The sequence below is a fragment of the Bradyrhizobium sp. USDA 241 genome, assembly GCF_049739505.1.
GTDB classification, from domain to species: Bacteria; Pseudomonadota; Alphaproteobacteria; order Rhizobiales; family Xanthobacteraceae; genus Bradyrhizobium; species Bradyrhizobium liaoningense.
The window spans coordinates 3364025-3389742 of the sequence record NZ_JBMGPZ010000005.1 but is presented as its reverse complement, the minus strand read 5'-3'; the positions used below and the strand labels follow the sequence as shown (position 1 = coordinate 3389742).

Annotated in this window: 23 protein-coding genes and 2 pseudogenes; 12 read left to right on the top strand and 13 right to left on the bottom strand. The window is 65.4% G+C overall.

The features are described from left to right. Nucleotides 1-7: 7 nt before the first annotated feature. Nucleotides 8-1324: a homoserine dehydrogenase gene (locus ABIF91_RS38250; protein WP_028177567.1), complete on the top strand. Its 1317-nt coding sequence runs from the start codon at nt 8-10 to the stop codon at nt 1322-1324. Between the two features lie 80 nt (nt 1325-1404). Then, complete coding sequence (gene glpX / locus ABIF91_RS38245; RefSeq protein ID WP_028177566.1) at nt 1405-2406, top strand: class II fructose-bisphosphatase; 1002 nt, start codon at nt 1405-1407, stop codon at nt 2404-2406. A gap of 77 nt (nt 2407-2483) precedes the next feature. On the opposite strand, the gene ABIF91_RS38240 is transcribed toward glpX, so the two are convergent. Then, entirely contained in the window at nt 2484-2678 is a 195-nt protein-coding gene (locus ABIF91_RS38240; protein ID WP_028177565.1) for a hypothetical protein, read from the bottom strand. Beyond that, the gene (locus ABIF91_RS38235; protein WP_245285426.1) at nt 2675-3751 is read right to left on the bottom strand and encodes a hypothetical protein; all 1077 of its coding nucleotides are present in this window, start codon (nt 3749-3751) and stop codon (nt 2675-2677) included. Before ABIF91_RS38235 ends, ABIF91_RS38240 begins: the two co-directional genes overlap by 4 nt. An 88-nt stretch (nt 3752-3839) precedes the next feature. Here ABIF91_RS38235 and ABIF91_RS38230 point away from each other — a divergent pair, with 88 nt between their 5' ends. Then, complete coding sequence (locus tag ABIF91_RS38230; protein WP_028177564.1) at nt 3840-4568, top strand: haloacid dehalogenase type II; 729 nt, start codon at nt 3840-3842, stop codon at nt 4566-4568. Between the two features lie 7 nt (nt 4569-4575). On the opposite strand, the gene ABIF91_RS38225 is transcribed toward ABIF91_RS38230, so the two are convergent. Continuing rightward, complete coding sequence (locus ABIF91_RS38225) at nt 4576-5169, bottom strand: TetR/AcrR family transcriptional regulator (RefSeq protein ID WP_050995170.1); 594 nt, start codon at nt 5167-5169, stop codon at nt 4576-4578. Between the two features lie 275 nt (nt 5170-5444). On the opposite strand from ABIF91_RS38225, the gene ABIF91_RS38220 reads away from it, so the two are divergent. Together ABIF91_RS38220 and ABIF91_RS38215 are read left to right on the top strand one after the other, a co-directional pair. Next, entirely contained in the window at nt 5445-6650 is a 1206-nt protein-coding gene (locus ABIF91_RS38220) for an efflux RND transporter periplasmic adaptor subunit (protein ID WP_035680729.1), read from the top strand. 5 nt (nt 6651-6655) lie between these two features. After that, nucleotides 6656-9801: pseudogene (locus tag ABIF91_RS38215) on the top strand (efflux RND transporter permease subunit). Nucleotides 9802-9850: 49 nt separating this feature from the next. On the opposite strand, the gene ABIF91_RS38210 reads toward ABIF91_RS38215, so the two are convergent. The 4 genes from ABIF91_RS38210 to ABIF91_RS38195 all read right to left on the bottom strand — a co-directional run bounded on the left by ABIF91_RS38210 (nt 9851) and on the right by ABIF91_RS38195 (nt 13922). Continuing rightward, nucleotides 9851-10822, bottom strand: a complete 972-nt coding sequence (locus ABIF91_RS38210; RefSeq protein WP_028177561.1) for an MBL fold metallo-hydrolase — start codon at nt 10820-10822, stop codon at nt 9851-9853. Nucleotides 10823-11222: 400 nt separating this feature from the next. Beyond that, on the bottom strand, nt 11223-11651 hold the full coding sequence (locus ABIF91_RS38205; RefSeq protein WP_028177560.1) for a cupin domain-containing protein: 429 nt from the start codon (nt 11649-11651) through the stop codon (nt 11223-11225). 49 nt (nt 11652-11700) lie between these two features. After that, the gene (locus tag ABIF91_RS38200) at nt 11701-12444 is read right to left on the bottom strand and encodes an SDR family oxidoreductase (protein ID WP_028177559.1); all 744 of its coding nucleotides are present in this window, start codon (nt 12442-12444) and stop codon (nt 11701-11703) included. Nucleotides 12445-12845: 401 nt separating this feature from the next. Continuing rightward, complete coding sequence (locus tag ABIF91_RS38195) at nt 12846-13922, bottom strand: methyl-accepting chemotaxis protein (protein WP_028177558.1); 1077 nt, start codon at nt 13920-13922, stop codon at nt 12846-12848. 289 nt (nt 13923-14211) lie between these two features. On the opposite strand from ABIF91_RS38195, the gene recJ reads away from it, so the two are divergent. The 3 genes from recJ (at nt 14212) to ABIF91_RS38180 (ending at nt 17822) form a co-directional block, all read left to right on the top strand. Then, entirely contained in the window at nt 14212-16053 is a 1842-nt protein-coding gene (gene recJ / locus ABIF91_RS38190; protein ID WP_028177557.1) for a single-stranded-DNA-specific exonuclease RecJ, read from the top strand. Nucleotides 16054-16117: 64 nt separating this feature from the next. Then, nucleotides 16118-16927 carry an SDR family NAD(P)-dependent oxidoreductase gene (locus ABIF91_RS38185; RefSeq protein ID WP_028177556.1) on the top strand — a complete coding sequence of 270 codons (810 nt, stop codon included), beginning with the start codon at nt 16118-16120 and terminating at the stop codon, nt 16925-16927. 97 nt (nt 16928-17024) lie between these two features. After that, nucleotides 17025-17822 carry an aldolase gene (locus ABIF91_RS38180; RefSeq protein WP_028177555.1) on the top strand — a complete coding sequence of 266 codons (798 nt, stop codon included), beginning with the start codon at nt 17025-17027 and terminating at the stop codon, nt 17820-17822. A 130-nt stretch (nt 17823-17952) separates the two neighbouring features. Here ABIF91_RS38180 and ABIF91_RS38175 read toward each other — a convergent pair. Beyond that, nucleotides 17953-19183 (bottom strand): annotated as a pseudogene (locus ABIF91_RS38175) (lytic murein transglycosylase). Between the two features lie 148 nt (nt 19184-19331). Here ABIF91_RS38175 and ABIF91_RS38170 point away from each other — a divergent pair. Next, nucleotides 19332-19589: a hypothetical protein gene (locus ABIF91_RS38170; RefSeq protein ID WP_028177553.1), complete on the top strand. Its 258-nt coding sequence runs from the start codon at nt 19332-19334 to the stop codon at nt 19587-19589. A 66-nt stretch (nt 19590-19655) separates the two neighbouring features. Next, a complete protein-coding gene (locus tag ABIF91_RS38165) occupies nt 19656-19907 on the top strand; it encodes a hypothetical protein (protein WP_028177552.1) in 252 nt (83 codons plus the stop codon). Between the two features lie 66 nt (nt 19908-19973). Here ABIF91_RS38165 and ABIF91_RS38160 read toward each other — a convergent pair. Then, a protein-coding gene (locus tag ABIF91_RS38160) for an IS5-like element ISBj2 family transposase (RefSeq protein ID WP_424579715.1) occupies nt 19974-20757 on the bottom strand; the annotation gives its coding sequence in 2 pieces (ribosomal slippage) (nt 19974-20720 and nt 20722-20757; 783 coding nt in all). 40 nt (nt 20758-20797) lie between these two features. Beyond that, entirely contained in the window at nt 20798-21325 is a 528-nt protein-coding gene (locus ABIF91_RS38155; RefSeq protein ID WP_028177551.1) for a MarR family winged helix-turn-helix transcriptional regulator, read from the bottom strand. Between the two features lie 54 nt (nt 21326-21379). On the opposite strand from ABIF91_RS38155, the gene ABIF91_RS38150 reads away from it, so the two are divergent. Next, nucleotides 21380-21859 carry a carboxymuconolactone decarboxylase family protein gene (locus ABIF91_RS38150; protein ID WP_028177550.1) on the top strand — a complete coding sequence of 160 codons (480 nt, stop codon included), beginning with the start codon at nt 21380-21382 and terminating at the stop codon, nt 21857-21859. 21 nt (nt 21860-21880) lie between these two features. Continuing rightward, a complete protein-coding gene (locus tag ABIF91_RS38145) occupies nt 21881-22384 on the top strand; it encodes a cupin domain-containing protein (protein ID WP_028177549.1) in 504 nt (167 codons plus the stop codon). A 27-nt stretch (nt 22385-22411) separates the two neighbouring features. Here ABIF91_RS38145 and ABIF91_RS38140 read toward each other — a convergent pair whose 3' ends face one another. The 3 genes from ABIF91_RS38140 to efp form a co-directional block, all read right to left on the bottom strand. After that, nucleotides 22412-23398, bottom strand: a complete 987-nt coding sequence (locus tag ABIF91_RS38140) for a DUF808 domain-containing protein (RefSeq protein WP_424579714.1) — start codon at nt 23396-23398, stop codon at nt 22412-22414. Nucleotides 23399-23482: 84 nt separating this feature from the next. Next, the gene (locus tag ABIF91_RS38135) at nt 23483-25084 is read right to left on the bottom strand and encodes a peptidase M23 (protein ID WP_028177547.1); all 1602 of its coding nucleotides are present in this window, start codon (nt 25082-25084) and stop codon (nt 23483-23485) included. A 44-nt stretch (nt 25085-25128) separates the two neighbouring features. Further along, nucleotides 25129-25695, bottom strand: coding sequence for an elongation factor P (gene efp / locus ABIF91_RS38130; protein ID WP_028177546.1), 567 nt, complete (start codon nt 25693-25695; stop codon nt 25129-25131). Between the last annotated feature and the right edge of the window lie 23 nt (nt 25696-25718).

Here is a 25718-nt window from a genome sequence, read left to right as displayed (position 1 = left end):
AGACACCATGGTTGCACCCCTGAAAGTGGGCATAGCGGGGCTCGGCACCGTGGGCGCCGAAGTTGTCCGTTTGATCGAAACGCAGGCGCGCGTGCTCGCGGGCCGCAGCGGCCGCGGCATCCGCGTCGTCGCCGTCACGGCGCGCTCGAAGGCCAAGAAGCGCGGCGTCGACCTGCGCGGCGTCGAATGGGCCAGGGATCCGATGGCGCTGGCCACCCATCCCGAGGTCGACTGCTTCGTCGAACTGATGGGCGGCGCCGGGGATCCGGCGCTGTCGGCGGTGGAAGCCGCGCTGAACGCCGGCAAGTCGGTGGTCACCGCCAACAAGGCGCTGCTGGCCAAGCACGGCCTCAAGCTCGCCAAGGCGGCTGAAAAGCACGGCGGCGCGCTGAATTTCGAGGCAGCGGTCGGCGCGGCGATCCCCGTCATCAAGACGTTACGTGAAGGTCTCGCCGGAACCGGCATCGACCGCGTCTACGGCATCCTCAACGGCACCTGCAACTACATCCTGACCCGGATGGAACAGGAGGGGCTGTCCTTCGCCGAATGCCTCAAGGACGCGCAGCGGCTCGGCTATGCCGAGGCCGATCCGTCCTTCGACGTCGACGGCCACGACACCGCGCAGAAGCTCGCCATCCTCGCCAGCCTCGCCTTCGGCACGAAAGTTGCTCAAAGTGCCGTGTATGTCGAAGGCATCTCATCCATCGCGCCGGAAGATCTGCGGGCGGCGGCCGATCTCGGCTACCGCGTCAAGCTGCTCGGCGTTGCGGTCCGCACCACCAAGGGCATCGAGCAGCGCGTGCATCCGACCATGGTGCCGAAATCATCCTCGATCGCACAGGTGATGGGCGTCACCAATGCGGTCACGATCGACGGGGAGGGCATTCCGCCGATCACGCTGGTCGGTCCCGGCGCCGGGGGGGCTGCGACCGCGTCCGCCGTCGTCGCCGACATCGCCGACGTTGCGCGCGGCATCCGTGCCAATCCGTTTGGCCGGCCGATCTCGCAGCTTCGCGACACCAAGAAGGCGCCGATGGAGCGCCACGAGGGCGGCTATTACATTCGCCTGCTCGCGCGCGATTTCCCCGGCACCGCGGCCGCGATCGCGACGCGGCTGGCCGAGCAGAAGATTTCGATCGAGTCGATCGTGCAGCGTCATCCCAATGGCGGCGCTGCGCCCGCTGACGGCAAGGCGGTCCCGGTGCCCGTCATCCTGATCACCTATGCCACACACGAGGATGCCGTCCGCCGTGCGCTCGCCGCCGTGCAGAAGGACAAGGTGATCAGCGGGCGGCCGCAGGTCATCAGGATTGAGAAGAACTGACACGGTTCGAACGAACTGTGGGTGTTACGAGTTGATGCGGACGGAGATTTCCGGCCCAAACGTTTCGAAGGAGTGAGCCGATGTCGACCCATATTGAAGTCCCCCCGCACGCCTTGCTCGAGCGCATTCTCACGCTGGAGATCGTGCGGGTGACGGAGCGGGCGGCGGTGTCCTCGGCGCGGCTGCGCGGGCACGGCAACGAGAAAGCGGCCGACCAGGCCGCCGTCGACGCCATGCGGCGCGAGCTCAACAAGCTGCCGATCCAGGGCACCATCGTGATCGGCGAGGGCGAGCGCGACGAGGCGCCGATGCTCTATATCGGCGAGGAGGTCGGCCTCAAGACCGGACCCGAGGTCGACATCGCGGTCGACCCGCTCGAGGGCACCACGCTGTGCGCCAAGAACATGCCGGGCTCGATCGCCACCATGGCGATGGCTGACGGCGGCACGCTGCTGCACGCCCCCGACGTCTACATGCAGAAGCTCGCGATCGGCCCCGGTTACGACAAGGGCGTCGTCGATCTCGATGCCAGCCCTGCCGACAATGTCCGCCGCCTCGCCAAGGCCAAGGGGGGCAAGCCGGAAGGCATCACGGTGCTCGTGCTCGATCGTCCGCGCCATGCCGACATCATCGCGGGCGTGCGCTCGACCGGCGCCGCCGTGCGCCTGATCACCGACGGCGACGTCGCCGGCGTGATCCACTGCGCCGACCCCGACAACACCGGCGTCGACATGTATCTCGGCACGGGCGGTGCGCCGGAAGGCGTGCTCGCCGCCGTGGCACTGCGCTGCATCGGCGGCCAGATGCAGTGCCGCCTCATCCTCGATTCCGACGAGAAGCGCGAGCGCGCTGCCAAGATGGGCGTCAACGACCCCAAGATGATCTACGGCATCGAGGACATGGCGCGCGGCGACTGCCTGTTCGCCGCCACCGGCGTCACCACGGGCTCGCTGCTGTCAGGCGTCAAGTTCCGCAAGGACGGCGTCATCGAGACCGAGACGGTGGTGATGCGCTCCGTGACCGGCACCGTGCGCTACATCAAGGCCGAGCACCGCGAACTGGCGAAGTTCCATCTGGATTGATGTCGCGACCGTCCGCGCGCGATCGTTCGGCTGGTCCGGTCGGACGTCCGCCGCGGACTTGATCCATTGTCTGTCAGCTACAGGCTGCGGAGCGGCGCGGGCATGAACAGGAACGCGTCGCACAAGGTGAGGCCGAGCTTGGCGGCCAGCTGAAGCTCGCCGACTTCCTCGGCCCAGGGCTGGAGAATGGACCTCGCGGACGCCATGTCTCCATTCGCGAGCGCACGGCGCGCGTTCGTGTCGGCCTCGGCATAGATGTCGGTTGACATCATGCCGGACAGCGCCCGTGAGAGGCCTTGATCGAAGGCCTCGAGGCGGACCTCTGTTTGGTAGTGATCCGGCCTGAGCCTGATTTGGTTCTCTGCCTTTGCAGGATCGAAAAGCCCGACCTTGCCCAGCATGACGAGCAGCGGATGATTCCGGGCGATGGCGGGGGGATAATAGGGTAGGTCCTAATTCTCCCCGATCGATCATCAAGGGATGAGAATGAGATGACCGGCCCGATGTTGAAGCGCGAGTTGCGATGGAGCACCGCGACGCGATGATCGATTTCGGAGTCGGCCTCGAACACCGCGCCGCTCTTGGGTCCGTCGTCCGGGCCGTTTCCGATCAGGTATGCCGACAGCTGGGCGACACGGACGGTGACGGTGTGTTGATCGAGCCCATCGACCTCGAACTCAATCTCTCGTCCAGTGAACGCGGACAGTCCGACCGTATAGGCTCCTATGGTCTTGCCCGAACGGTAGGGGACGATCTCCATCCACAATGCGAACGGTTGATCTGGATAAGGGGCAAACGCGCTGCGTGACTGCTCCAGCCACATCTCGGGCGAACGGCCGACGTTTCCCAGCCAGACGACGGCGACGACACCAGGCAGAGCCGCGACCACGGCCCCCACAAAGGCCGTCGCGAGGCGAGCATTCTCGGCAAACCCCAGCGCCTTCACTCCAGCGTTGCTTTCGGCAGGGCCCATCGGCGAGACGATGAGGTGCGCACGATGGCGGCCGGCGGCGTGGAGCGCTTCCGGCCACAGCCAGGAGGCCCGTTGCCACAGTTGCTGATCGAAAGGTATGGGAGCCGGCATCATCCGGATCGTCATGAGATGATCGCCGGCACGGATGAACATCGGACCGCCGGCGCCGTCGCTTGGTGCGACCGTGCTGCGGCTCCACCGCAAGTCGGGATGACGAGCGCGCAATGTCCGGATCAACGTCTCCTCGTCCGGGAGGCGGGCATCCTCGAGCAAAATGTATGCGACAGGGATGGTTGTCATGGCAGATGCATACGGACCCCAACCGGTTGAGGCATGACATTGCTCGTCGCGGACGAACTCGATGGCGGACAACCGCTATTGTTGCATGGAAAGGATCATGCTTTAAAGCCCTCGATCTCGACTTGAGCCAACTGGGCGCAGGAAATCCGCGGAGCGAAACATGACGCCGACATCCGATCTCTCCGCCGTCAAAGCCCTCGTCTTCGACGTGTTCGGCACCGTCGTCGACTGGCGCACCAGCCTGATCTCCGACTTCATGTGGTGGGCGAAAGGCCGCGGCGTCAGCGCCGACTGGACCGCGCTGGTCGACGGCTGGCGCGGCATGTACATGGCCTCGATGGACGACGTGCGCCAGCATCCCGAGCGTGGCTATGTCATGCTCGACGATCTGCATCGCCGCTCGCTGGAGAAGCTGGTCGAGAAGTTCGCGATTCCGGGCCTCACGGACTCCGATCTCGATTACCTCACCAAGGGCTGGCATCGCCTGCATCCCTGGCCGGACAGCGTCGCCGGCCTCACGCGGCTGAAGTCGAAATTCGTCATCGCGCCGCTGTCGAACGGCAATGTCGCGCTGCTCACCAACATGGCCAAGTTTGCAGGGCTGCCGTGGGACCTCATCCTGTCGGCCGAGCTGTTCGAGCACTACAAGCCCGATCCGGAAACCTATCTCGGCGCCGCGCGCCTGCTTTGCCTCAAGCCGGAGCAAGTGATGATGGTCGCCGCCCACAACGGCGATCTCGCAGCCGCGCAGAAGAACGGATTGAAGACGGCGTTCGTGGCGCGGCCGACCGAGTACGGACCGTTGCAGAAGGTCGACTTCGAGGCGACCGGCAACTGGGACATCGTCGCAAAGGATTTTGGCGGGATCGCCGACAGGCTCGGCTGCTGATCGTCGCTCAACCCGGGCGAGGCAGTTCGTCGGCCTTGTCGTCGGGCGCGCAGAAGGTTGCGATCGCAAGGTCGATCCGTCGGTCCACGACGCGGCGGTTGAGCCTGAATCCGGTGTCGGTCAGCAGCCTGAAATGATCATGGCCGAACACCATGCCGAACAGCATCTCGGCGATGAGGCGGAGCGGCACGGCCTCGAAACGAGGCTGCAGACGAACCGACTTGAGCAGGTCGACGACGTGTTCCGTGCCTGCGTCGATGATGATCTCCGCGAACATGCGACCGAGTGCAGGCGAGGCCTGGCGTTCGCCAATGATCAGGCGTTGCAGCGCGATCTCGCCGGGCGTAAGCGCCACGTCCGCGGCCTCTCTCAGGGTATTCCGAAGCCGGCTCGTCGGTGATCCCTCCCAGGGAGCGTCTGCGAAATCGGTATCGGGCAGGCTGCCCAGCAGCATGGCGCGGAACAGCTCGGTCTTGCTCTCGAAAAGTTTGTAGAGCGTTTTCTTCGACATCCCTGCGGCGCCGGCGATGTCGTCCATCGTCGTCGCGGCAAACCCCTTGCGGGTGAACGTGTCCTTTGCCGCCGCCAGCAATTGCGTCATGCGCGCGTCCGGGGCGGGGCGGTCGCGATCCCGCTTGCTTCGCGCTGGGGGCGGGCTGCCCTCGATGGGCCTGTGGCCGCCGGATCCTCTCGCCATGTCAAACCTGCCGCCGAATGTGAGCCGCTTCACGACTGCTTGAATGCAAATCTGCGGGCAGTCTAGCACTTGACTTCGGGTTTGGAAACTACCAAGTTTCCCGAGGGAAACTGAAAAGTTTCCAATTGTTTCCGCCCGCGACCTCGTCGAGGCGGCGTAACTTCACCGATGGATCGTTCATGCGTGCCCAGATCGTCCAAATCGTTCCCTTGATCGCTCTGCTGTCGCTCACGGCCTGCGGAGAGCAGGGACAGATGCCTGCCGCGCGACAGATGGCGCCGGAGGTGGGCGTGATGACGCTGAAGCCGCAGGAGGCGGAGATATCGACCGTCCTGCCGGGGCGCGTCGTCGCCTACCAGGTCTCGGAGGTCCGGCCGCAGGTCACGGGCATTCTGCTCAAGCGCGACTTCGTGGAAGGCGCCGAGGTCAAGGAGGGCGATCTTCTCTATGAGATCGATCCGGTGCAGTACAAGGCCGCGCTGGCGAGCGCCGAGGCTTCGGTGCAGCGGGCGGAGGCGACGCTCGTCAGCGTGCGCCTGAAGGCCGCGCGCAAGACCCAGCTGCTGCAGACCAATGCGGCCAGCCAGCAGGACGTCGACGACGCCGTCGCCGCCTACAAGCAGGGCGAGGCCGATCTGCATGCGGCGCAGGCCAACCGCGACACCGCGGCGATCTCGCTCGACCGCACCAGGGTGACCGCGTCGATCTCGGGCCGGATCGGCAAGTCGACCATCACGCCCGGCGCGCTCGTCACCGCGAGCCAGTCCACCGCGATGACGACGATCCAGCAGCTGGATCCGGTCTATGTCGATCTCGACCAGTCGACCTCCGAGATGGAGCGCCTGCGGAGCGAGATCGCCAGCGGCAAGCTCAAACGTCCGGCCGGGGGCGTGCAGGTCGAACTCCTGATGGAGAGCGGCAAGGTCTACGGCCACAAGGGCAAGTATGGCTTCACCGATACGAGCGTCAACGAGAGCACCGGCTCGGTGTCATCGCGCGCGATCTTCGCCAATCCCGACCGCCTGCTGCTTCCCGGCATGTATGTGCGCGCACGCATCGTCGCCGGCGTCGACACGGCCGCGATCCTGGTGCCGCAGCGGGCGGTCTCGCGCAATCCGCTGGGGCAGGCGGTGGCGATGTTCGTCGACAGGGACGGCAAGATCGAGCAGCGGACGCTGGACCTCGGAGAGGCGGTCGACGGCAACTGGCTCGTTCGCGCCGGTGCCAAGGCCGGCGATCGCCTGGTCGTCGAGGGAACGCAGAAGGCGCTTCCCGGCGCGCCGGTCAAGACCGTCGAAGTCACGGTGGACCGGGCGACCGGCCTCACGGTGAGCCCGATCCGGCAGGCCGAGGCGCAGCCGGCAGCCGCGGCAACGGAGCGGTAATCGTCATGTCGCATTTCTTCATCAAGCGGCCGATCTTCGCCTGGGTCATCGCCATCCTGGTCATGCTGGGCGGCGTGCTCGCCATCATGCGCCTGCCGATCGCGCAATACCCGCAGATCGCGCCGACCGTCGTCACGATCAGCGCGACCTATCCCGGCGCCAACGCCCAGACGGCCGAGAACTCGGTGACCAAGGTCATCGAGCAGAACATGACCGGCCTCGACCATCTGCAATACATGTCGTCGTCGAGCACCTCGACCGGTGCCGTGTCGATTTCGCTGACCTTCACCAACGAGGCCGATGCCGACATCGCCCAGGTGCAGGTGCAGAACAAGCTCCAGCTCGCCACGCCGCTGCTGCCGCAGGTCGTGCAGCAGCAGGGCATCAAGGTCGTGAAGTCGTCGTCGAGCTTCCTGATGGTGCTCGGCTTCGTCTCCGATGACGGCCGGCTCAGTGCCAGCGACATCGCCGATTACGTCGCGTCTCAATCAACGACCCGATCAGCCGTGTCGCCGGTGTCGGCCAGGTGCAGCTGTTCGGCGCCGAATACGCGATGCGGATCTGGCTCGATCCCGACAAGCTCGCCAAATACAATCTGATGCCGGGCGACGTCACCGCGGCGATCCAGACCCAGAATACCCAGGTGACGTCCGGGCAGCTCGGCGGTCTTCCGGCCGTCGGCGGCCAGCAGCTCAATGCCACCATCACCTCGCAGAGCCGCCTGCAGACGGTCGAGCAGTTCAAGGACATCATCCTGCGCACGGCCACGACGGGCCAGACCGTCCGTATCGGCGACATTGCGCGCATCGAGCTCGGCTCGAAATCCTACGACTCCAGCGCGCGCTACAACGGCAAGCCGGCCGCCGGCATGGGCATCAGCCTTGCAACCGGTGCCAATGCGGTCTCAACCTCGGAAGCGGTGAAGGCGCGCATCGCCCAGCTCACGGCCGCCATGCCGGAGGGGCTGCGCGTCATCTATCCCTACGACACCACGCCGTTCGTGAAACTGTCGATCGAGAAGGTGATCCATACGCTGGTCGAGGCGATCGCGCTCGTCTTCGTCGTGATGTTCGTGTTCCTGCAGAGCTGGCGCGCCACCATCATTCCGACCATCGCCGTGCCGGTGGTGCTGCTCGGGACGTTCGGCGTGCTTGCGCTGGCTGGTTATTCCATCAACACGCTGACGATGTTCGCGATGGTGCTCGCGATCGGCCTGCTGGTCGACGACGCCATCGTCGTGGTCGAGAACGTCGAGCGCGTGATGGCGGAGGAACATCTCTCCCCGCGCGAGGCAACCGAGAAGTCCATGCGCGAGATCACCGGCGCGCTGGTCGGGATCGGCGTCGTGCTGTCGGCCGTGTTCATCCCGATGGCGTTCTTCAACGGCTCGGTCGGGATCATCTATCGGCAATTCGCGCTGACCATCGTCACGGCGATGCTGCTGTCCGTCCTGGTGGCGCTGGTGCTGACGCCGGCGCTGTGCGCCACCATCCTGAGGCCGCCGAAGGAACACGGCGCCCGGCGCGGCTTCTTCGGCGTGTTCAACCGCGGTTTCGACCGCATGGCCGATGGCTATCAGCGCGGAGCGGCCGGCGCGATCAAGCGTGTCGCCGGCGTCCTGATCGCGTTCGCGGCGATCGTCGCCGCCATGGTCGTCCTGTTCCAGCGGCTGCCGAGCTCGTTCCTGCCCGAGGAGGACCAGGGCTCGATCATGACCCTGATCCAGCTTCCGGTCGGCGCCACCTCGACGCGCACGCTGGACGTCATCAAGCAGGTCGAGCGCCAGTACCTCGACAACGAAAAAGATGCCGTGCAAGGCGTGTTCGCGATCAGTGGATACAGCTTCGCCGGCCAGGGGCAGAACGTTGGTCTTGCCTTCGTCAGCCTGAAACCGTTCGACGAGCGCAAGCATGCGGGGGCCTCGGCGCAGGCCGTGGTGGGCCGCGCCATGGGTGCGTTTGCCGGGATTCGCGATGCGATGGTGTTCGCCGTGCTGCCGCCGCCGATCCCCGGCTTCGGCAATGCCGGTGGCTTCGACGTCTATCTCCAGGACACCGGCGGGAACGGTCACGAGGCGCTGATCGAGGCGCGCAACCAGCTTCTCGGCCGGCTCGCGGCGGACAAGCGCGTGGCGCAGGCGCGTCCGAACGGACAGGACGACACGCCGCAATTCAATCTCGACGTCGACCAGGCCAAGGCCACGGCGCTCGGCGTGAGCCTGAGCGATCTCAACACCACGCTGTCGGCGGCGTGGGGCGGTGCCTATGTCAACGACTTCATCGACCGCGGCCGCGTCAAGCAGGTCTATGTCCAGAGCGATGCGCCGTTCCGCATGGACACCAGCGACATCGGCCGCTGGTACGTGCGCAACGCCGCGGGCTCGATGGTGCCGTTCTCGGCGCTCGCCACCAATCGCTGGAGCTTTGGTTCGCCGCGCCTCGAGCGCTACAACGGCGTCGCCGCCGTCGAGCTCATGGGACAGGCGGGGCAGGGCATCAGCTCGGGCGTCGCCATGCAGGCGGTGGAGGAGCAGATGGCGAAGCTTCCCCAGGGCTTCGCCCACGAATGGACCGGCTTGTCGTTCCAGGAGCGGTTGACCGGCAGCCAGACGCTGTATCTGTATTCGATCTCGCTGCTGATCGTCTTCCTCAGCCTCGCCGCGCTCTACGAGAGCTGGTCGGTTCCGTTCGCCGTGATGTTGACGGTGCCGATCGGCGTGCTTGGCGCGCTGCTCGGGGCGACGCTCTTCGGCCAGGCCAACGACGTCTATTTCCAGGTCGGCCTGCTCACCACGATCGGTCTCGCCTCGAAGAACGCGATCCTGATCGTCGAGTTCGCCCTGGAGCAGATCGCGGCCGGCCGCAGCCTCGTCGAGGCCACGCTGCACGCCGCGCGCCAGCGGCTGCGCCCGATCCTCATGACCTCACTCGCCTTCATCCTCGGCGTGCTGCCGCTGGCGGTCGCGACCGGCGCCGGCTCCGCCAGCCAGAACGCGGTCGGCATCGGGGTAGCCGGAGGCATGATCGCGGCAACCGCGCTCGGCATCTTCTTCGTCCCCGCGTTGTTCGTGCTCGTTCGGCGGATGTTTCCGGGCGTGCGGCCGGACGCAGCCGGCTCGAACTCACTTGCTCGCGTGGAACCCGCGGAATGAGCTGAATCGGTCCCGGGCGGCTCGCGCCGCCCGGAGCTGATTTGCCGGCCTACAGCGTCATCTTCATCGGTTCCGGATAGTAGTGGAATCCGTCGCCCGCTTTGGCGACATGGCCGTAGCCGGGCCAGGCGAAGTGATAGGACATCACCGGGGTCTTGTTGGCCGCAAGCATCGTCAGCAGCTTGACGCGCGTGTCCGCCGCCTGCTTCGGATCGGTGTCGTAGGAGAACTCCATCCGCGGCCGCTCCAGCAGCAGCACCGAATGGTGCGAGAGATCGCCGAGGAAGGCGAAGGATTTCCCCGCCGAGGAGACCAGGAAGATGGTGTGGCCCACGGTGTGGCCGGGCGCCGCGATCGCCTGCACGCCGGGCAGGAATTCCTGGCCGTCCTTGAAGAACACGATGCGGTCGCGCACCGGCAGCAGGTTCTTGCGGGCGTGAACGACGAAGTCCTTGGCCGGGCTGCCGAGCTTGGCCTCGTCAGTCCAGAAGTCGAAATCGATCTGCGAGATGTAGACCTGCGCGTTCGGGAACAGCGGCTTGCCGCCTTCGTCGACGATGCCGCCGATATGGTCGATATGGGCATGCGAGCACACCACGGCGTCGATGTCGCCCGGCTTGATGCCGGCCTCGGTCATGCTCTTCTGCTGCCGGCCGGTGCTGGCGCCGAACATTTTCGAGCTGCCCATGCCGGTATCGAACAGGATCAGCTTGTCGCCGGTGTTCACGATCGGTGAGTTCTGCTCCAGCACGACATTGTCCGGCGACAGGAAATTGTCGGCGAGCATCTTCTTGACCTCTTCCTTGGGAACGCCGGTGAAGGTCCCTGAGGGGTCGCCGAGCGGCAGCGGCCCGTCGGATACGACCGTCACCTCGGCGTCGCCGAGAATGAAGCGGTGCCAGTAGGGTGTCTGCGTGCCGAGCTTGGGAGCCCGCGCCAGCGCGCTGCTGCCGAGCATGGCGCTGGCGCCGAGACCCGCCCCGAGTGCGAGCAGGGACCGACGAGAGACATCGATTGTCATGTGTTTCCTCCGCTTTAGTCTTTTGTATTGCGTATCTTGCGCAATTGTCTGCGCGTTGCGACCGGCCTGGAGCCGACCGCACAATGCTGCGCTGGTTTGGACAAGCTAGCAAGTGGAATTGGTTGGGAGATGATCGCTGCTCGTCCAGGCTGGTATGGCAATTCCGGCGCATGGCATGCACGCCGTCGCCGACGTTCTTGCCGTCAGAACGATTCAACAGATCTGGCGTAATGCAATCAAGGTTTGTGTCGCGATTGTGTCTGCTGGTCGCCTGACCGGCGCGATCGCGGGAAAGAGTTTGACTGCCGGCCGGCGAATGCCTTCAACGCGAACGTGGCCTTCGTGGCTGCGTCGCAACGATGCTGGCTTCGAAGCAGCAAGGCCGCCTGTTGGCCCGGTGCTACTTCGCGATCGGCGTCGTCAGCTCCTTGTCGGTCGTATCTACCACGAAGACGGCAAGCAGCTTCGCGGGCTCGCTATTGCTGGCATTGGCGCTGACGGCGTGGCGGTCGCCGGGCCTTTCAGAGAAGTTCTCTCCCTTGTGAAAGACTTTGGCCGGGCCATCATTGACCTGACTGCGGATCGCGCCTTCGAGGACGGTGGCATAGATGAAGGCGGTCGGCGCGTGAATGTGCGCCGGCGAGGAGCCTCCGGGCCCGTATTCGACCAGCACGCCTTTCATGCTCTTGCCGGGGACATTTGGCAGCGCCTGGTCAAAGACGATCGTGACCTTGGCCGAGGGTGCGGCCAAGGGTGCGGCGGTCTCGGCTGCATGGGCCGCCAGGAAAGATGCGGCATAAACCGCGGTTGCGATCAGCAATCTGCGCATGGGATTCCCCTTCCTTGTCATTTCCATCGTGATTGAGTCTGGCGGAACTTCAGAGGCTCGCGAGCCATGTTGCGAGCGGCGTCTTCCCCAGCCGCGCCTCGCCGAGCGGGGTTAGCGACCTATCGTCAATGAGGGCGCCGTAATATGGCGCCTTCGGATCTCCCACCACTGGGCGGACATCGCCGGATGCCTTCAGGCGCCGTGCGATGAATTCATTGAAGGGGGCGTTCTCGGGTCCTGCGATATCGATCGTGCCGTTGAGCGGCTTGCCCGTTGCGACCTCCGCGAGACGATCGACGACGTCGTCGGCCGCGATTGGCTGAAACTGGGCCGTAGGAACGACGATCTTGCCATCGATCACCCCTGTTTCGGCGATGGCACCGAGGAATTCGAAGAACTGGGTGGCGCGCACGATCGAGTAGGGGACCGAGGCGGATTTGATGATGGTTTCCTGCGCCAGCTTGGCACGGAAATAGGCGTTGTCGGGCGCACGGTCGGTACCGACGATCGAGAGCGCCACGTGATGTTTCACGTCTGCTGCGGCCTCTGCCGCGCCGAGATTCGTGCTCGACCGCTGGAAGAATTCGAGCACGGCAGCCGGCTCCCAGGACGGCGCGTTGGCGACATCGACGACGACATCCGCGCCTGCCAGCGCGGCGGCAAGGCCTTCGCCGGTCACGGCGTTCACGCCCGATTTCGGCGAGGCTGCCACCGCCTCGTGGCCCTGCTGCTTGAGCTTCGCGACGAGCCGCGATCCGATCAAGCCGGTTCCGCCGATCACGACGATCTTCATGGCATGTCTCCTCGGTATGTCGGAGCGCGAGACGAACCAGGGGAGCTCGCGCTGTCACGTCGATCGACGTGATGCGAAAGGACTCTATGCGAGTCGCGGCGCAGGCTCTTGCCTGTAACGGGCGAGCCTTGCCGGAAAATGCTTCAGAAGCTGGGCTGCGATATCACAAGATCGCATCGGAAGGGATCAGTCCCTCATGCCGTGCACACAACCTGCGATGATCACAGATTGCCAGTGTTTTGCCCGACATGTCAAAGCGTTTTGACGGAGGCAAGACGGCAGGGAAGCCCTTGAGAAACACCAATGAAAACAACCCCTAGGCTACTGTGCATGGGGTTGTTTTCCAGCATTTTGATCGGGCAGGCGAGAACGATCGGCTTCGCAAGCGGCCGCTGCTCGCCTCAGGCCCCGCAGACGATCACGCCATACCAGCCGAGGCCCCGATAGGTCTCGTAGCCCGGCGTCGCATGGAAGGCGACCATCGTGCCGGAGCGGTCCTGATAGAAGCCGGACCGCTGGCCATCCAGCGACAGCGAGATGCGCTCGCTGAGGATGCCCTGGCCGTCGGAGGCCGCGATCACGCGAAAATTCGAGTCGACCAGCAGCACGCGGGCCTTGTCGCTGTCGCCGACGCGCACGCCCTGGACGATGGCGCGGGCCTGCGGCTCCCAGTCAAAGTGGATGGCGAGCACGCCGATCGGCGCGCCATTGGCCTGGCCGCCGTCGCGGACGCTGGCGCAATAGGTCGCGACCTGCGCGTTGCCGAGCAGCGGCTGGTTCTCGACGTCGCCGGCGACATAGTCGTCACCGGAGCGCAAGGACCGCGCCTCGCGAAACCATCTGGTGTGGGCGACGTTCTGGCCGACGACGCGAAAGCGGTCGGCGCGGCCGTTGGCGATGACGTTGCCGTCGAGATCGCAGAGCCAGAGGTCGAGATAGACCGTGTAGGCCCCCAGGATCACGCCGAGGCGCTGCGAGGCATGGGAGACGGCCGCTGCGCCAGGCGAGGCCGCGCAATCGACCACGGCGGAATCGGTCGCCCACCAGCGCACGTCGCAGGTGCGCTCATAGAGATTGCGGTCGATCAGTTCGATGGCGTTCAGCGACAGGTCGACCATGCGCTCGCCGCGCGAACGCTGGCTCATGCGCTCGATCGAGGAGACGAGATCGCCGGTGCGTTTCGTCAATTGGGTTTCGAGCTCGCGCGCGATGGTCTCGACCTGCTGGCCGACGCCGCGCACCTCCTGCGCTACCACCGCAAAGCCCGCGCCTTGCGCGCCTGCGCGCGAGCTCTCAATCAGCGCGTTCAGCGCCAGCATCTTCATCTGGTTGGTGATCTGCTGGATCGACTTGGTCTTGTCGATCGCGATCTGGTTGACCTCGGCAGTGAGGCGGTTGATCAGCGCGGAGATGTCGGAATCATCGTCCGTAGCTTCGGGGGCAATCGGCTTGGCTTTCAGACCCAGCGCAGCAGACATCGGGGAGCTTCCCTTGGCAATGAGGCCTGATCTGCAATGAACGGGGAACAACGACTTACAGATCGAATACGATTCTTTTTCGAAGATTCCGCCTAACGCCTGCTTAATTTGCTGTTCCGCGGAATGCCTAAATGGTAGTCACCCCGGCCGGCCGAGCGGCCATCCACCGCTTTGTGCGGTCGGGCCGTTGCAAATCCCGGCCGATTGCCGGCCAATCCTCCGGACAGCCCAGTGACCGTGCGTCCGCGTGATCGCCTGGATCCCGAGCTCCCACCAAGTTGCCTCCGCCATGACGCCGCCCGCCACCGCCTTGCCCGTCGAAGCCCCCCAAGCTTTCCTGGGCGTGGCGCGCTCGCTGACCGACAAGCTCTGGCGCGACCGCCTGGACGCCCGCGGGGCGGCGCAGGCGCTCGCGATCGTGCAGCGGCACCAACTGCCGGAGCTGCTGGCGCGGGTGCTGGCCGGCCGCGGGATCGATATCGACGCCGTGCCCGACTTCCTCGATCCGACCATCCGAAAGCTGCTGCCGGACCCGTTCACGGTGACGGAGATGGAGGCCGCCGCCAAGCGGATCGCCGATGCGGCGGCGAGGGGCGAGAAGGTCGCGATCTTCGGCGACTACGACGTCGACGGCGCCACGTCGGCGGCGTTGCTCGCCTGGCACCTGCGCCATTGCGGGCTCGATCCGCTGATCCATATTCCCGACCGGATATTCGAAGGCTACGGCCCCAACACCGAGGCGGTGCGGGCGCTTGCAGCGAAGGGCGCGACGCTGCTCGTTACCGTCGATTGCGGCACCACCAGCATCGAGCCGCTCGCAGAAGCAAAACGTCTCGGCATGTCCGTGGTCGTGATCGACCACCACCAATGCGGGCTCGATCTTCCCGAAGTCGATGCGCTGGTCAATCCGAACCGCCCTGACGATCTCTCCGGCCTCGGTCATCTCGCCGCCGTCGGCCTCGTGCTGGTGACGCTGGTCGCCGTCAACCGCGAGCTGCGCCAGCGCGGTTTCTGGACCTCCGAGATGCCGGAGCCCGATCTGCTCGGCATGCTGCATCACGTGGCGCTCGGCACGGTCGCCGACGTGGCGCCGCTGATCGGTCTCAACCGCGCCTTCGTGGCCAAGGGGCTGATCGCGTTGCGACGGCGCGACCATGTCGGGCATACCGCACTGATGGACGTGGCGCGGCTCAACGGCCCGCCGGAGGCCTGGCATCTCGGCTTCATGCTGGGGCCGCGCGTCAATGCCGGCGGCCGCATCGGTCGCGCCGATCTCGGGGTGCGGCTGCTGCTGGAGGGCGACAGCGTCGAGGCTGCGCGGATCGCCGCGGAGCTCGATCGCCTCAACAGCGAACGCCGCGTCATCGAGCAGGCCGCCGAAGCCCAGGCCGAAGCCGAGGCACTGGCCTCGATCGGGCTGGAGGACAAGCTCGCCGTGATCGTCACGGCCTCGGAAGGCTGGCATCCCGGCGTGGTCGGCCTCGTCGCCTCCCGCCTGAAGGAGAAGTTCTCGCGGCCTGCCTTTGCCATTGCGCTGGAGCCCGGCGGCATCGGCACCGGCTCGGGCCGCTCGATCGCCGGCGTCGATCTCGGCAAGGCGGTGCGGCAGGCGGTTGCCGACGGCATCTTGCTCAAGGGCGGCGGCCACGCGATGGCCGCCGGCGTGACGCTGCGGAAAGAGAAGCTCGCCGAATTCCGCGCCTATCTCGAAAACGCGCTGGCACGCGATGTCGCGGAGGCGCGCCACGTCAACGAGCTCTATATCGACGGCGCGGTCTCCGCACGTGCGGTGACGCCGGAGCTTGCGGCGACGCTCAACCGTGCCGGTCCCTTCGGCAGCGGCAATCCGGAGCCCGTGCTGGCACTGCCGGCGCACCAGCTCGTGTTCGCCGACGAGGTCGGCCAGGCGCATCTGCGCCTGCGCTTCAAGTCGGGCGACGGCGCCATTGTCAATGGCATCGCGTTCCGTTCGGTCGGCCAGAAGCTCGGCAATGCGCTGCTCGCCAATCGGGGCCAGCAGCTGCATGTCGCGGGCTCGCTCTCGGTCGACCGCTACCAGGGCGCCGAGCGCGTGCAATTCCGCGTCGTCGACGTCGCGCTACCCGATCAAGGGCCATCCGTGATTAGATGACGCATGATCCGACAAGATCATGCGCAAAGATAACGCGCTCAAACAACAAAAAAAGGGAGTGAACATGGCAGGACAGGTTGAGGGCAAGGTCGCGCTGGTGACCGGTGGCGCTTCCGGCATTGGCGAGGCCATCGTCGAGCTGTTCGCGCGCGAAGGCGCCGCGGTCGTCATCACCGATATCGACGAGCTGCGCGGCCCGGAGCTCGCCAGGCGCGTCACCAAGGCCGGCGGCAAGGCGATCTTCCTGGAGCAGGACGTCACCAGCGAGGAGCGCTGGATTGAGGTCGTCGCCGAGATCGCCAAGCGCTACGGCCGGCTCGACATCATGGTCTCCAACGCCGGCATCGGCATCGCCGTGCCCTCGATCGTCGACATGACGCTCGCTGACTGGCGCAAGCAGAATGCGATCAATCTCGATGGCGTGTTCCTCTCGGTCAAGCATAGCCTGCCCTTGATGCGCAAGGCCGGCGGCGGCTCGATCGTCATGATGTCGTCGCTGGCGGGCTTGCGCGGCTCGCCCGGGTTGTCGGCCTATTCGGCGACCAAGGGCGGCGTGCGGCTGTTCGCCAAATCGATCGCGATGGAGTGCGCGGCGGCGGGCGACGGCATCCGCGTCAACTCGGTTCACCCCGGCATCATCTATACCCCGATCTGGGGCAAGATCCCGACGGGGGCGTCCGGCGCCGGCCAGAACGCGCCGATCGATCCGGAGGAGCGCGCGCGTGTCGTCACGCCTCTCGGCCGCGCCGGCCATGCCGCGGAGATCGCCTCCGGCGTGCTGTATCTGGCGTCCGATGCCTCGCGCTATGTCACCGGCAGCGAGCTCGTCATCGACGGCGGCATGAACGCGGGCGGCGTGCCGCGGCGGACCTGAGCGCGCGCAGGGCAGGGCGGCGGTTGCAGGGGCTGACGCGCAGGCGCAGTCCCTGTACAAGGCTGGCAGCTCCCGACCGACAGAGGTGTCCTTCGCCATGGCGCACAGCCTTCACGCTTCCTCACCCGCGCCCGCTCCATTCCGCTCCAACCGGCCGGACCTCGCGACCGACGCGATCCGCACCGCGCGCGAGGATCTGGCCGCCTGCTTCCGCATGGCGGCGCGCAACGGCTTCGAGGAAGGCATCTGCAACCACTTCTCGGCCGTCGTGCCCGGCCATGACGATCTGTTCCTCGTCAATCCCTACGGCTACGCCTTCCGCGAGTTGACTGCGTCGAAGCTCCTGATCTGCGACTTCCACGGCAACGTGCTCGACGGCGAGGGTGTGCCGGAGGCGACCGCCTTCTACATCCATGCCGAGATGCACAAGCGCCTTCCGCGCGCCAAGGTCGCCTTCCACACCCACATGCCCTATGCCACGGCGCTGTCGATGACCGAGGGCGATCCCCTGATCTGGGCCGGCCAGACCGCGCTGAAATTCTACGGCCGTACCGCGGTGGATCGCGATTACAACGGCCTTGCGCTCGACAACCGCGAAGGCGCGCGCATAGCCTCCGCCGTCGGCGATGCCGACATCGTCTTCATGAAGCATCACGGCGTGATGGTGCTGGCGCCGACCATCGCAGAGGCCTGGGACGATCTCTACTACCTCGAACGCGCCGCCGAGGTGCAGGTGCTGGCGATGTCGACGGGACGAAAGGTGTTGCCGGTCGATCCCGCGATTGCGGCCGCGACCTACAAGCAGATGCGCGAGGGCGATACCGAATCCGCGCGGCTGCACCTCGCCGCCATCCGCCGCCAACTCGATGCGGAAGAGCCGCAATACAGGCACTGAGGCAGACTGTCATTCCGGGGCGCGCGAAGCGCGAGCCCGGAATCCATCGTGCATCAAGTCAGGCAGAAAAATGGCTTCCGGGCTCGCGCCAAGTGGCGCGCCCCGGATGGCGGGGTGAGAGAGTGCGCGCCTACGAGCCCTGCCGCAGCTTCGCCAGCACCTTCAGCCCGCCATAGCCATCCGCCGGCGTGATACCGGCGCGCTGCTGAAAATCCTTCACCGCCTTCATCGTGTCGTTGCCGACGCGGCCGTCGGTGCCGCCGGTATCGAAGCCGGCCTTGGTCAGGCGCGTCTGCATCTCCTGCACCTCGGCCAGCGTCAGCGCACGCTCCGAACCGGGGAAGGGCTGGATGAAGGGTGGCGCTCCCAGGCAGCGGTCGCCGAGATGGCAGATCGCCAGCGCATAGTTCATGGAAGGGTTATAGCTCTTCACCGAATAGAAATTCGGTCCGAGCAGGAAGGTCGGCCCGCCCGCAACCGGCGTCCACATCTGCGCGGATGCGTTCGGCTGCGGAAACGGCTGGCCGTCGGCGCGGGTGACGCCGGCCGCCTGCCACGCTGCGTAGGTGCGGCTTCCGCTCACGCTGCCGAGGCGCGCGCACCTCGTAGCCCCAATGCTCGCCGCGATGCCACTTGCCGCGATTGACGAGATACTTTGCCGTCGAGCCCAGCGCGTCATCGGGCTTGCCGAATGGCGACACCTTGCCGTCGCCGTCATAGTCGATGCCGACATTGAGCCAGACCTCCGGCATCCATTGCGAATGCCCCATCGCGCCGGCCCAGGATCCTCGCATTTCGTCCGGCGTGCTCCAGCCCTTGTCGACGATCCGCAGCGCGTTGATCAATTCGGTCTCCCAATAGGCCTTGCGGCGTGGCTCGTTCCAGGCGAGCGCGGCCAGCGAGGGAAACACCGGCCTCATGTGGTTCTGCTGCACCAGGGGATCGCCATAGGCGGACTCGACGCCCCACAGCGCCAGCAGCGTGCCGCGCTCGACGCCGAAATCGCGCTCGACGCGCGCAAGCAGCGCCTCGTTGTTCTTCAGCGCGATCTTGCCGTTGATGATGCGCCAGTCGGAGACGCGGCGGTTGATGTATTGCCAGAGCTGTTCGTTGAATTCCGGCTGGTTGCGCATCTGCTTGAACACGCTCATGTCCGGCTCGACCCGCCCCATCGCGCGCTGCCATGTCGCGGCTGAAATACCTTTCGCCATCGCGCGGGCGCGAAAGCTCTCGCGCCATTCGTCGAAGCCCGGAGGCGCGGCGAGAGCGCGCGTCGGGACGGCGAGCAAGGCGGCTGCCCCGAACGCCGATTGGAGCAGAGCGCGGCGAGTTGGACGAGGCGAAGAATCGGCGTGCGTCATGGGCGCATTCTAGCCGGAAACATGGCGCGTGTGAGTCGGTTCCTGGAACGGCGGCGATGCGAGAATTCTGCCTGATTGCGTCGGCGGTTCCCACCGGAACAAGTGTCGCACTCCCGCATTCCCTCCACACACCGGGAAGGAGGAGAAGATGAGGAAATATCTGCTTGTCGCAGCCATGGTCACCGCCGTCGCAGCGCCTGTGTTCGCCGACGAGGTTGGCGTTCACGTCGGCCCGGCCGGCGCAGGCGTAACGGTCGGCCAGTCGCACGAATATCGTGAGCGCGACCGCGACCATGACCGCACCACTGTCATCAGGGAACGCGAGCCCGCCGACCGCACCACGGTGATCAAGAAGGAAGATGAATTCGGCAACCGCAGCAAGACCGTCATTCACGACAACGACTGACGGAGCAGGGTCCCGGCTTGATGCCGGGGCCTTTCTCGCACGATCGGCAAATCGAATCGGGGTCGAATGAAGATACGCACGCATGCGGAAAGCCATGTCGTCGAACTCGACGACGGATCGCAGTGGCAGATTTTCCCCGGCGACCTCGCGACCACGCTGAGCTGGAAGCCAGAAACCGACTTGCGTCTCGAGCAGAGCCTTGACGCGATGAGTTCGCACGTGCTGGTGAATACCGCCGATCAAAGCCGCGTGCGGGTGATCGCGGCGGACAAGACCTGGCCCGACGGCGAGGTCAAGAACGCGTTGAAGGGCGGATAGACTCGCTGCTGCTGCAGCAGAGGCGGCAACCAACGTCTGCGAATGTCGGTGGCCTAGGGTCCAGACTCAATTGAGCCAATATGCGACGAGAGCGGCGAGATGAACAGCGGCCAAAAAATTACGGGCGAGCTTGTCATATCGCGTGGCGATGCGCCGGAAGTCCTTGAGCCTGCAAAAGCAGCGTTCGATGACATTTCGTCCTTTGTAGGCGCGTTTGTTGAAGCGATGGATGACGACACGGTTAGATTTATTGGGGATTACGGGCTTGGCGCCACGACGAATGATTTCGCCGCGAAGCTTGTCGCCATCATACCCTTTGTCGGCGAGGAGCACGCTCATGGGTGGCGCGAGCGCCAGGACATCGGGAGCCGCAGCGATATCGGCATCCTGGCCTGGAGTCAGATGCAGGACGACCGGCCGGCAGAGCGGATCGCTCAGCGCATGGATTTTTGTCGTGCGGCCTCCGCGCGAGCGGCCGATTGCTTGATTGTGCTCCCCCCTTTTCCCGCCGGAGGCACACCGGTGAGCTTTAATCGAGGTCGAGTCGAGCGACAGTACGACGCCGTCTTCGCCAGGCTTGGCCAGCGCTTCGAAGATTGCGCACCATCGTCCTCGCTTGGCCCAGCGATTGAAGCGATTGTAGATCGTCGTGTAAGGGCCGTATTCACGTGGACAATCACGCCATCGTGCACCCGATTGCAGCATGTGAATGATGCCGCTGACGATGCGTCGGTCGTCGTCCCGATCCGGCCCCGTCAGTCCCCTCGGCAGATGCGGTTCGATACGCGCCCATTGCCTGTCGTTCAGCCAAAACAAACCAGCGCGCATTCTCTCGCCTCCGAATCAACACGTAGGCAAGAGAATCACGTGGCGCTATTTAGGTACAGACCCTAGTCCCCCTGCAGATCCTTCGCGATTCCGGCAAGCCAGCGCCGGATCGTGGTTTCCGCCTTTGAATCCAGATCCCGAGCCAGGCGCTTCTCCAGTTCGAGCACACGCTGCCGGCACGCGTTCAACAGCGTCGCGCCGCGCGGCGTCAGCGTCCATTGCAGGATGCGGCCGTGGACGGGATGAGGTGTCATCACAATCGCGCCGTCGCGTTCGAGGTTGCGAACAATGACACCGACGGTCTGGGGCGTCAGGAAGGTGAGGCGGGCGACATCGGCCCCCGACAAGCCCGGATAGGCGTTGAGCATCGTCAATACCGCAAATTGCGGCGACGTCACGCCGAGATCGGCGAGAGTCCGTTCCATCGTCAGGCGAACCGCGGCATGGGCCTGACGCAGGAGATAGCCGAGATAGCCCTGCTCGCCGCGCTTGCCTTCGCCGGGAGCGGGGACACGCGTGGTGTCGTCGGCAGGCGCGGGTGCCTTGCGCACGTTTTTCAGTCTTGTAATGGCAGCGGTCTTGCGTGTCATATAAGAGCTCTGATAATATATAAGAACACTTATAACAATCCGAGGTGAACGGCAATGTCGCACGCCCGCAGCGAATACGAGGATTTCAAGAGGATCGCGCCGGACGCGTATGATCTGGTGCTTGCGCTGGGCCAGCTGGCGGGCAAGGCCGGCCTCGACAAGCAGCTGCTCGAGCTCGTCAAGCTGCGCGCCTCTCAGATCAATGGTTGCGCCTTCTGCGTGCAGCACCACGTCCTGCTGTCGGAACGGATCGGCGTTCCTGTCGACAAGCTTCATCTGGTCGCGGTCTGGCGCGAGGCGCCGATCTTTTCGCCGCGCGAGCGTGCGGCGCTGGCCTGGGCCGAGGCGCTGACCTGTCTGCCCGATGGCGTCAGCGAGGAGGTCTACGCGGAAGCGTCTGGCGAATTCTCCGAGACGGAACTGACGTACCTGACGTCAGCGGTCGCCTCGATCAACGTCTGGAATCGTTTCGGCGCGGCGTTTCGCTGGACGCCAGCAAAGCGGCCGGTCGCAGCCGCCACAGTTGCTTCCTGACCGAGACAAGGGGAGGTCACGATGACTGCCATGAGCTTTTCTGCCGTGCAGCGCCCGATGCCGTCACGTTCAACGGCGCTTGCCATCGTCGCAGGGCTCGCCTGCGCGCTTGCGATCGGCAAGGTGCTGCCGGTGACGATCGACAGTGTATCCGGAGTGCTGGCACCGCTCTGCGCCACGGCGGCGGAGAGCTCACCGCTCGACAAGGTCGAGCCGATCGGGTCCTATGCGCTTCCGAACGTCCCGGGCAAGCGCGTCACCATCGTGCGCGTGTCCTATGGTCCCGGCGGATTTTCGCGGCCGCACCGACACTCGGGATCCGTCACCGCCTACATCACCAAGGGGGAGATCCGCTCGCAGCTTGGCGGTGGCCCGGTCGAGACGTTCGGCGTCGGCCAGTCCTTCTTCGAGCCGCCGGGCTCGACGCATCTGGTCTCGGCCAATGCCAGTATGACGGAGCCGGCGGAGTTGATCGCTGTGTTCGTCGCAGACGAGGGCGCACAACTGACGACGTTCATCGAGTAGCTGCACGCGCAATGCGCCACCGCATGTTCAGGCCGATCGCGATCGCCTCAACCGTTTCCATGCCGGTGCGAGACCGTATTCGACCGCCGGAATCGCAAGTGCGCCGACAAGCAGCCCAAGCACGCCCGAGATGGTTGCCTCGACCGACCATTCGATGATGCCCGCAACGGAGGGAAGGAGGTGTGCGGCAGCTCCGGTGGCGGCATGGACCATGTGGCCGACCACGGGTGGGCCGTATTTTTCGATGCCGTGCAGGATGATGCCGCCGCCGACCCATATCATGGCGGCGGTGCCGACGGTGCTCAGCACCGCCAGGAAGATGGGCATGCCGCGGACGAGCGCGCGTCCAAGCAAGCGGATTCCGCTGCCGATAATCGAGGTGCCGTCATAGCGCGCAAGGGCCATGCCGACATCGTCCGCCTTCACGATCAGGGCCACCACGCCGTAGACCCCGACGGTGATGCAGAGGCCGACCAGCGCCAGCACCAGCGCCTGCGTCCAGATGCTGCCCGCCGGGAGGGCCGCCAGCGTGATCGCCATGATCTCCGCCGACAGGATGAAGTCCGTCTTGATGGCGCTTGAGACCTTCTCGTCCTCGACCGACCGGGCATTCAACGCAATCGGCTGCAGCTGAGCTTCGTGGTGGTGCGCATGATGCGGCAGCACGGCTTCGAGCACCTTCTCGGCCCCCTCATAGCAGAGGAAGGCTCCGCCCAGCATGAGCAGCGGCGTGACCGCGGCGGGAAGGAAGTAGCCAAGCAGCAGGGCGATGGGAAGCAGAATCAGCAATTTGTTGCGCAGCGATCCGACCGCAATCTTGCCGACGATCGGCAGCTCGCGTTTCGAGGCAAAGCCGATGACGTAGTTCGGCGTGACGGCGGCGTCGTCGATGACCACGCCTGCCGCCTTCGTGCCCGCCTTGGCGGCCTGGCTCGCCACATCGTCGAGCGAGGCTGCTGCCACCTTTGCAATCGCCGCGACATCGTCGAGAAGACCGATCAGTCCGACACTCATGAAACGTGTCCCTTCTTCATTGAGCCGGCGGGTTTGCGCGACGACACGCTCTTGCGCCGCCCGGAATCGGGAGCGAGCAAGCCGTCAATTGTCCTCGCCGCTCGATCCCTCGCGCAGGTCCGGCTTGATCACGTCCTCCGGCAGCGCATGGGCGACCGGCTGCGCCGTGCCTGCGATCTCCGGGCCGACTTCGCGGCCGCGGGCGCGGATCAGGCGCTCATAGGCCGAGACCAGCGTGACGTAGGGGCTGACCCAGATCCAGCCGTCGCGTGTGAACACCTGCACATCGAAATGCAGGTGCATCGATGTGCCGGCGGGATGGTCGAGATAGTTCGAGATCACACCGATCTTCTCGCCTTCGGTGACGATGCGGCCATTGAGCACGCCATCGGCGTTCAACGTGTGCGGGTTCATATGCATGTAGCGGAAACGGATGTGCTCGGTGCGGCTGTTGACTTGAAGTGTCGCGGCCTGGTCCTTGGCACCGCGGATGACGATCGCGTCACGCACGGCGACGACGGCGCGCTGCTTGGGATCGCAGGGCTCGCGGCCTTCACCGGGCGGCGGGCAGTCGGCGGCACGGATGTCCTCGCCCTGGTGGCCGTAGCCTCCGCCACATTGCCACACCTCGAAACTGCGCGACTCGCAGAAATTGTCGCGCCAGGGATAGGCGGTCGGACCTTCGCTCTTGTCGCGCCTGCCATAGGATTGCGAGCGCACGAAGGCGGGCGCCTTGTCGAGGGGAAAGCGGATCTGGGCATAGGCCATCATATCGGGATGGCCGCCTTGCTTGCGGTAGCCGGTGTTCGGGATGATGTCGCCGCTCTGCCGGTAGCTGAAGTCCGGTGAACGTCGCGCGGGACGGTCGAGGACGTTGGAGGCAATGTCCATCAACGGCCGCATGCGCTGGCCACCGGCGATACGCAGGGCCTTCAAGAAGCGCTCGGCGACTGGATAGGCTTCCTTGCAGGCGAGCCGCCGCGGCTTGGCGATGCTGTCGAGGCACTGGATCGACACCACATAGGCGACGCCGAAGCGGGTGAAAGCGTAGCGTACGTAGCCTTCGCGGATGAACTTGCGCAGGTCCGGGTAGGTTGCCGCGAGCGGCTTGACTGGCTCCCCCTTGCCGCCGGCTGGATCGGCGATGTCGTAGACGAGCGCCGAGCCCGTGATCTGCACCTCGACCGGCCTTGCGAATACCCGGCTCGGCATACCCTCGCCGGCGCCGGGCTCGAACGAGAAGGTCGCGCTGTAGCCGGCTGGACCTGCATCGAACATGTCGACGGGATTGAAGTCTGCCTGGTAGCGCGACAGCGTGAGCGACGCCGGCGCGCCGCTGCGCTGCGCCTCGAGGTACGCGGCAGCGTCGAACGGCAGCAGCACGGGTACGGGACTTCGGGTGATGCCGGTGAAGAAGCGCGAGGAGATCGCGTTGAGCTGCACCAGCGCGGGCATCGCGCGCGGATCGTAGCGCGGCACCGAACGGCGGGGTGCAAAGATGAAGTCGCCCGCAATCTGCGGGCGACTGTTGATCTCGACACGGAGCTGGTCGAGCGCTGCGCGCCAGTCGACGCGCAGGGCCGTGAGCGAGGGGCCGCGGAATTCATCCGCAGCGACCGGCGCGGCAGCGAGGAGCGACAGCGACGCCAGGAGAAGCGGGACGAAGCGGAAACTCTTCCTGTCCACTGCCTCGCCCCCGGCGGTACCTGTTCCGATCCTCGATTGCCCGCTTAGTCCTTGGCGCGCTCGGCGTAGGAGCCGTCTTCGGTCATCACCACCACGCGGGTGCCGACCGTGATGTGCGGCGGCACGGTGGTGCGCACGCCGTTGGAGAGCACTGCGGGCTTGTAGGAGGAGGAGGCGGTCTGACCCTTGGTCACGGGCTCGGTGTCTACCACTTCCAGCGTCACGCGCTGCGGCAGCGCGATCGACACCGGGTTGGTGTCGTGCATGGACAGCTTGACCGTCATGCTCTCCTGGAGATACGCGGCGGCGTCGCCGACGACGTCCTTCGAGACCTGGACCTGGTCGTAGGTCTCAGGGTTCATGAAGTGGTAGCCGTCGCCATCCTCATAGAGATAGGTGTAGTTGCGCTCTTCGATCGTGGCCTTTTCGACCTGGTCGGTGGTCTTGTAGCGTTCGGAGATCTTTACCCCGTCCGAGATTCGGCGCATTTCGATCTGGCTGACCGGGGTGCCCTTGCCGGGATGGATGTTCTCGGCGCTCACGACGACATAAAGCTTGCCGTCTTGCTCGATCACGTTGCCCTTGCGAATAGAACTGGCGATGACTCTCAAAGCTGTATTTCCTGCTTGCTTGG

Bases quoted from the DNA above. Each gene is read 5' to 3' on its own strand.
- ABIF91_RS38250 (WP_028177567.1), top strand. From the start codon at position 8: ATGGTTGCACCCCTGAAAGTGGGCATAGCGGGGCTCGGCACCGTGGGC.
- glpX (WP_028177566.1), top strand. From the start codon at position 1,405: ATGTCGACCCATATTGAAGTCCCCCCGCACGCCTTGCTCGAGCGCATT.
- ABIF91_RS38240 (WP_028177565.1), bottom strand. From the start codon at position 2,678: ATGATGTCAACCGACATCTATGCCGAGGCCGACACGAACGCGCGCCGT.
- ABIF91_RS38230 (WP_028177564.1), top strand. From the start codon at position 3,840: ATGACGCCGACATCCGATCTCTCCGCCGTCAAAGCCCTCGTCTTCGAC.
- ABIF91_RS38225 (WP_050995170.1), bottom strand. From the start codon at position 5,169: ATGACGCAATTGCTGGCGGCGGCAAAGGACACGTTCACCCGCAAGGGG.
- ABIF91_RS38220 (WP_035680729.1), top strand. From the start codon at position 5,445: ATGCGTGCCCAGATCGTCCAAATCGTTCCCTTGATCGCTCTGCTGTCG.
- ABIF91_RS38210 (WP_028177561.1), bottom strand. From the start codon at position 10,822: ATGACAATCGATGTCTCTCGTCGGTCCCTGCTCGCACTCGGGGCGGGT.
- ABIF91_RS38205 (WP_028177560.1), bottom strand. From the start codon at position 11,651: ATGCGCAGATTGCTGATCGCAACCGCGGTTTATGCCGCATCTTTCCTG.
- ABIF91_RS38200 (WP_028177559.1), bottom strand. From the start codon at position 12,444: ATGAAGATCGTCGTGATCGGCGGAACCGGCTTGATCGGATCGCGGCTC.
- ABIF91_RS38195 (WP_028177558.1), bottom strand. From the start codon at position 13,922: ATGTCTGCTGCGCTGGGTCTGAAAGCCAAGCCGATTGCCCCCGAAGCT.
- recJ (WP_028177557.1), top strand. From the start codon at position 14,212: ATGACGCCGCCCGCCACCGCCTTGCCCGTCGAAGCCCCCCAAGCTTTC.
- ABIF91_RS38185 (WP_028177556.1), top strand. From the start codon at position 16,118: ATGGCAGGACAGGTTGAGGGCAAGGTCGCGCTGGTGACCGGTGGCGCT.
- ABIF91_RS38180 (WP_028177555.1), top strand. From the start codon at position 17,025: ATGGCGCACAGCCTTCACGCTTCCTCACCCGCGCCCGCTCCATTCCGC.
- ABIF91_RS38170 (WP_028177553.1), top strand. From the start codon at position 19,332: ATGAGGAAATATCTGCTTGTCGCAGCCATGGTCACCGCCGTCGCAGCG.
- ABIF91_RS38165 (WP_028177552.1), top strand. From the start codon at position 19,656: ATGAAGATACGCACGCATGCGGAAAGCCATGTCGTCGAACTCGACGAC.
- ABIF91_RS38155 (WP_028177551.1), bottom strand. From the start codon at position 21,325: ATGACACGCAAGACCGCTGCCATTACAAGACTGAAAAACGTGCGCAAG.
- ABIF91_RS38150 (WP_028177550.1), top strand. From the start codon at position 21,380: ATGTCGCACGCCCGCAGCGAATACGAGGATTTCAAGAGGATCGCGCCG.
- ABIF91_RS38145 (WP_028177549.1), top strand. From the start codon at position 21,881: ATGACTGCCATGAGCTTTTCTGCCGTGCAGCGCCCGATGCCGTCACGT.
- ABIF91_RS38140 (WP_424579714.1), bottom strand. From the start codon at position 23,398: ATGAGTGTCGGACTGATCGGTCTTCTCGACGATGTCGCGGCGATTGCA.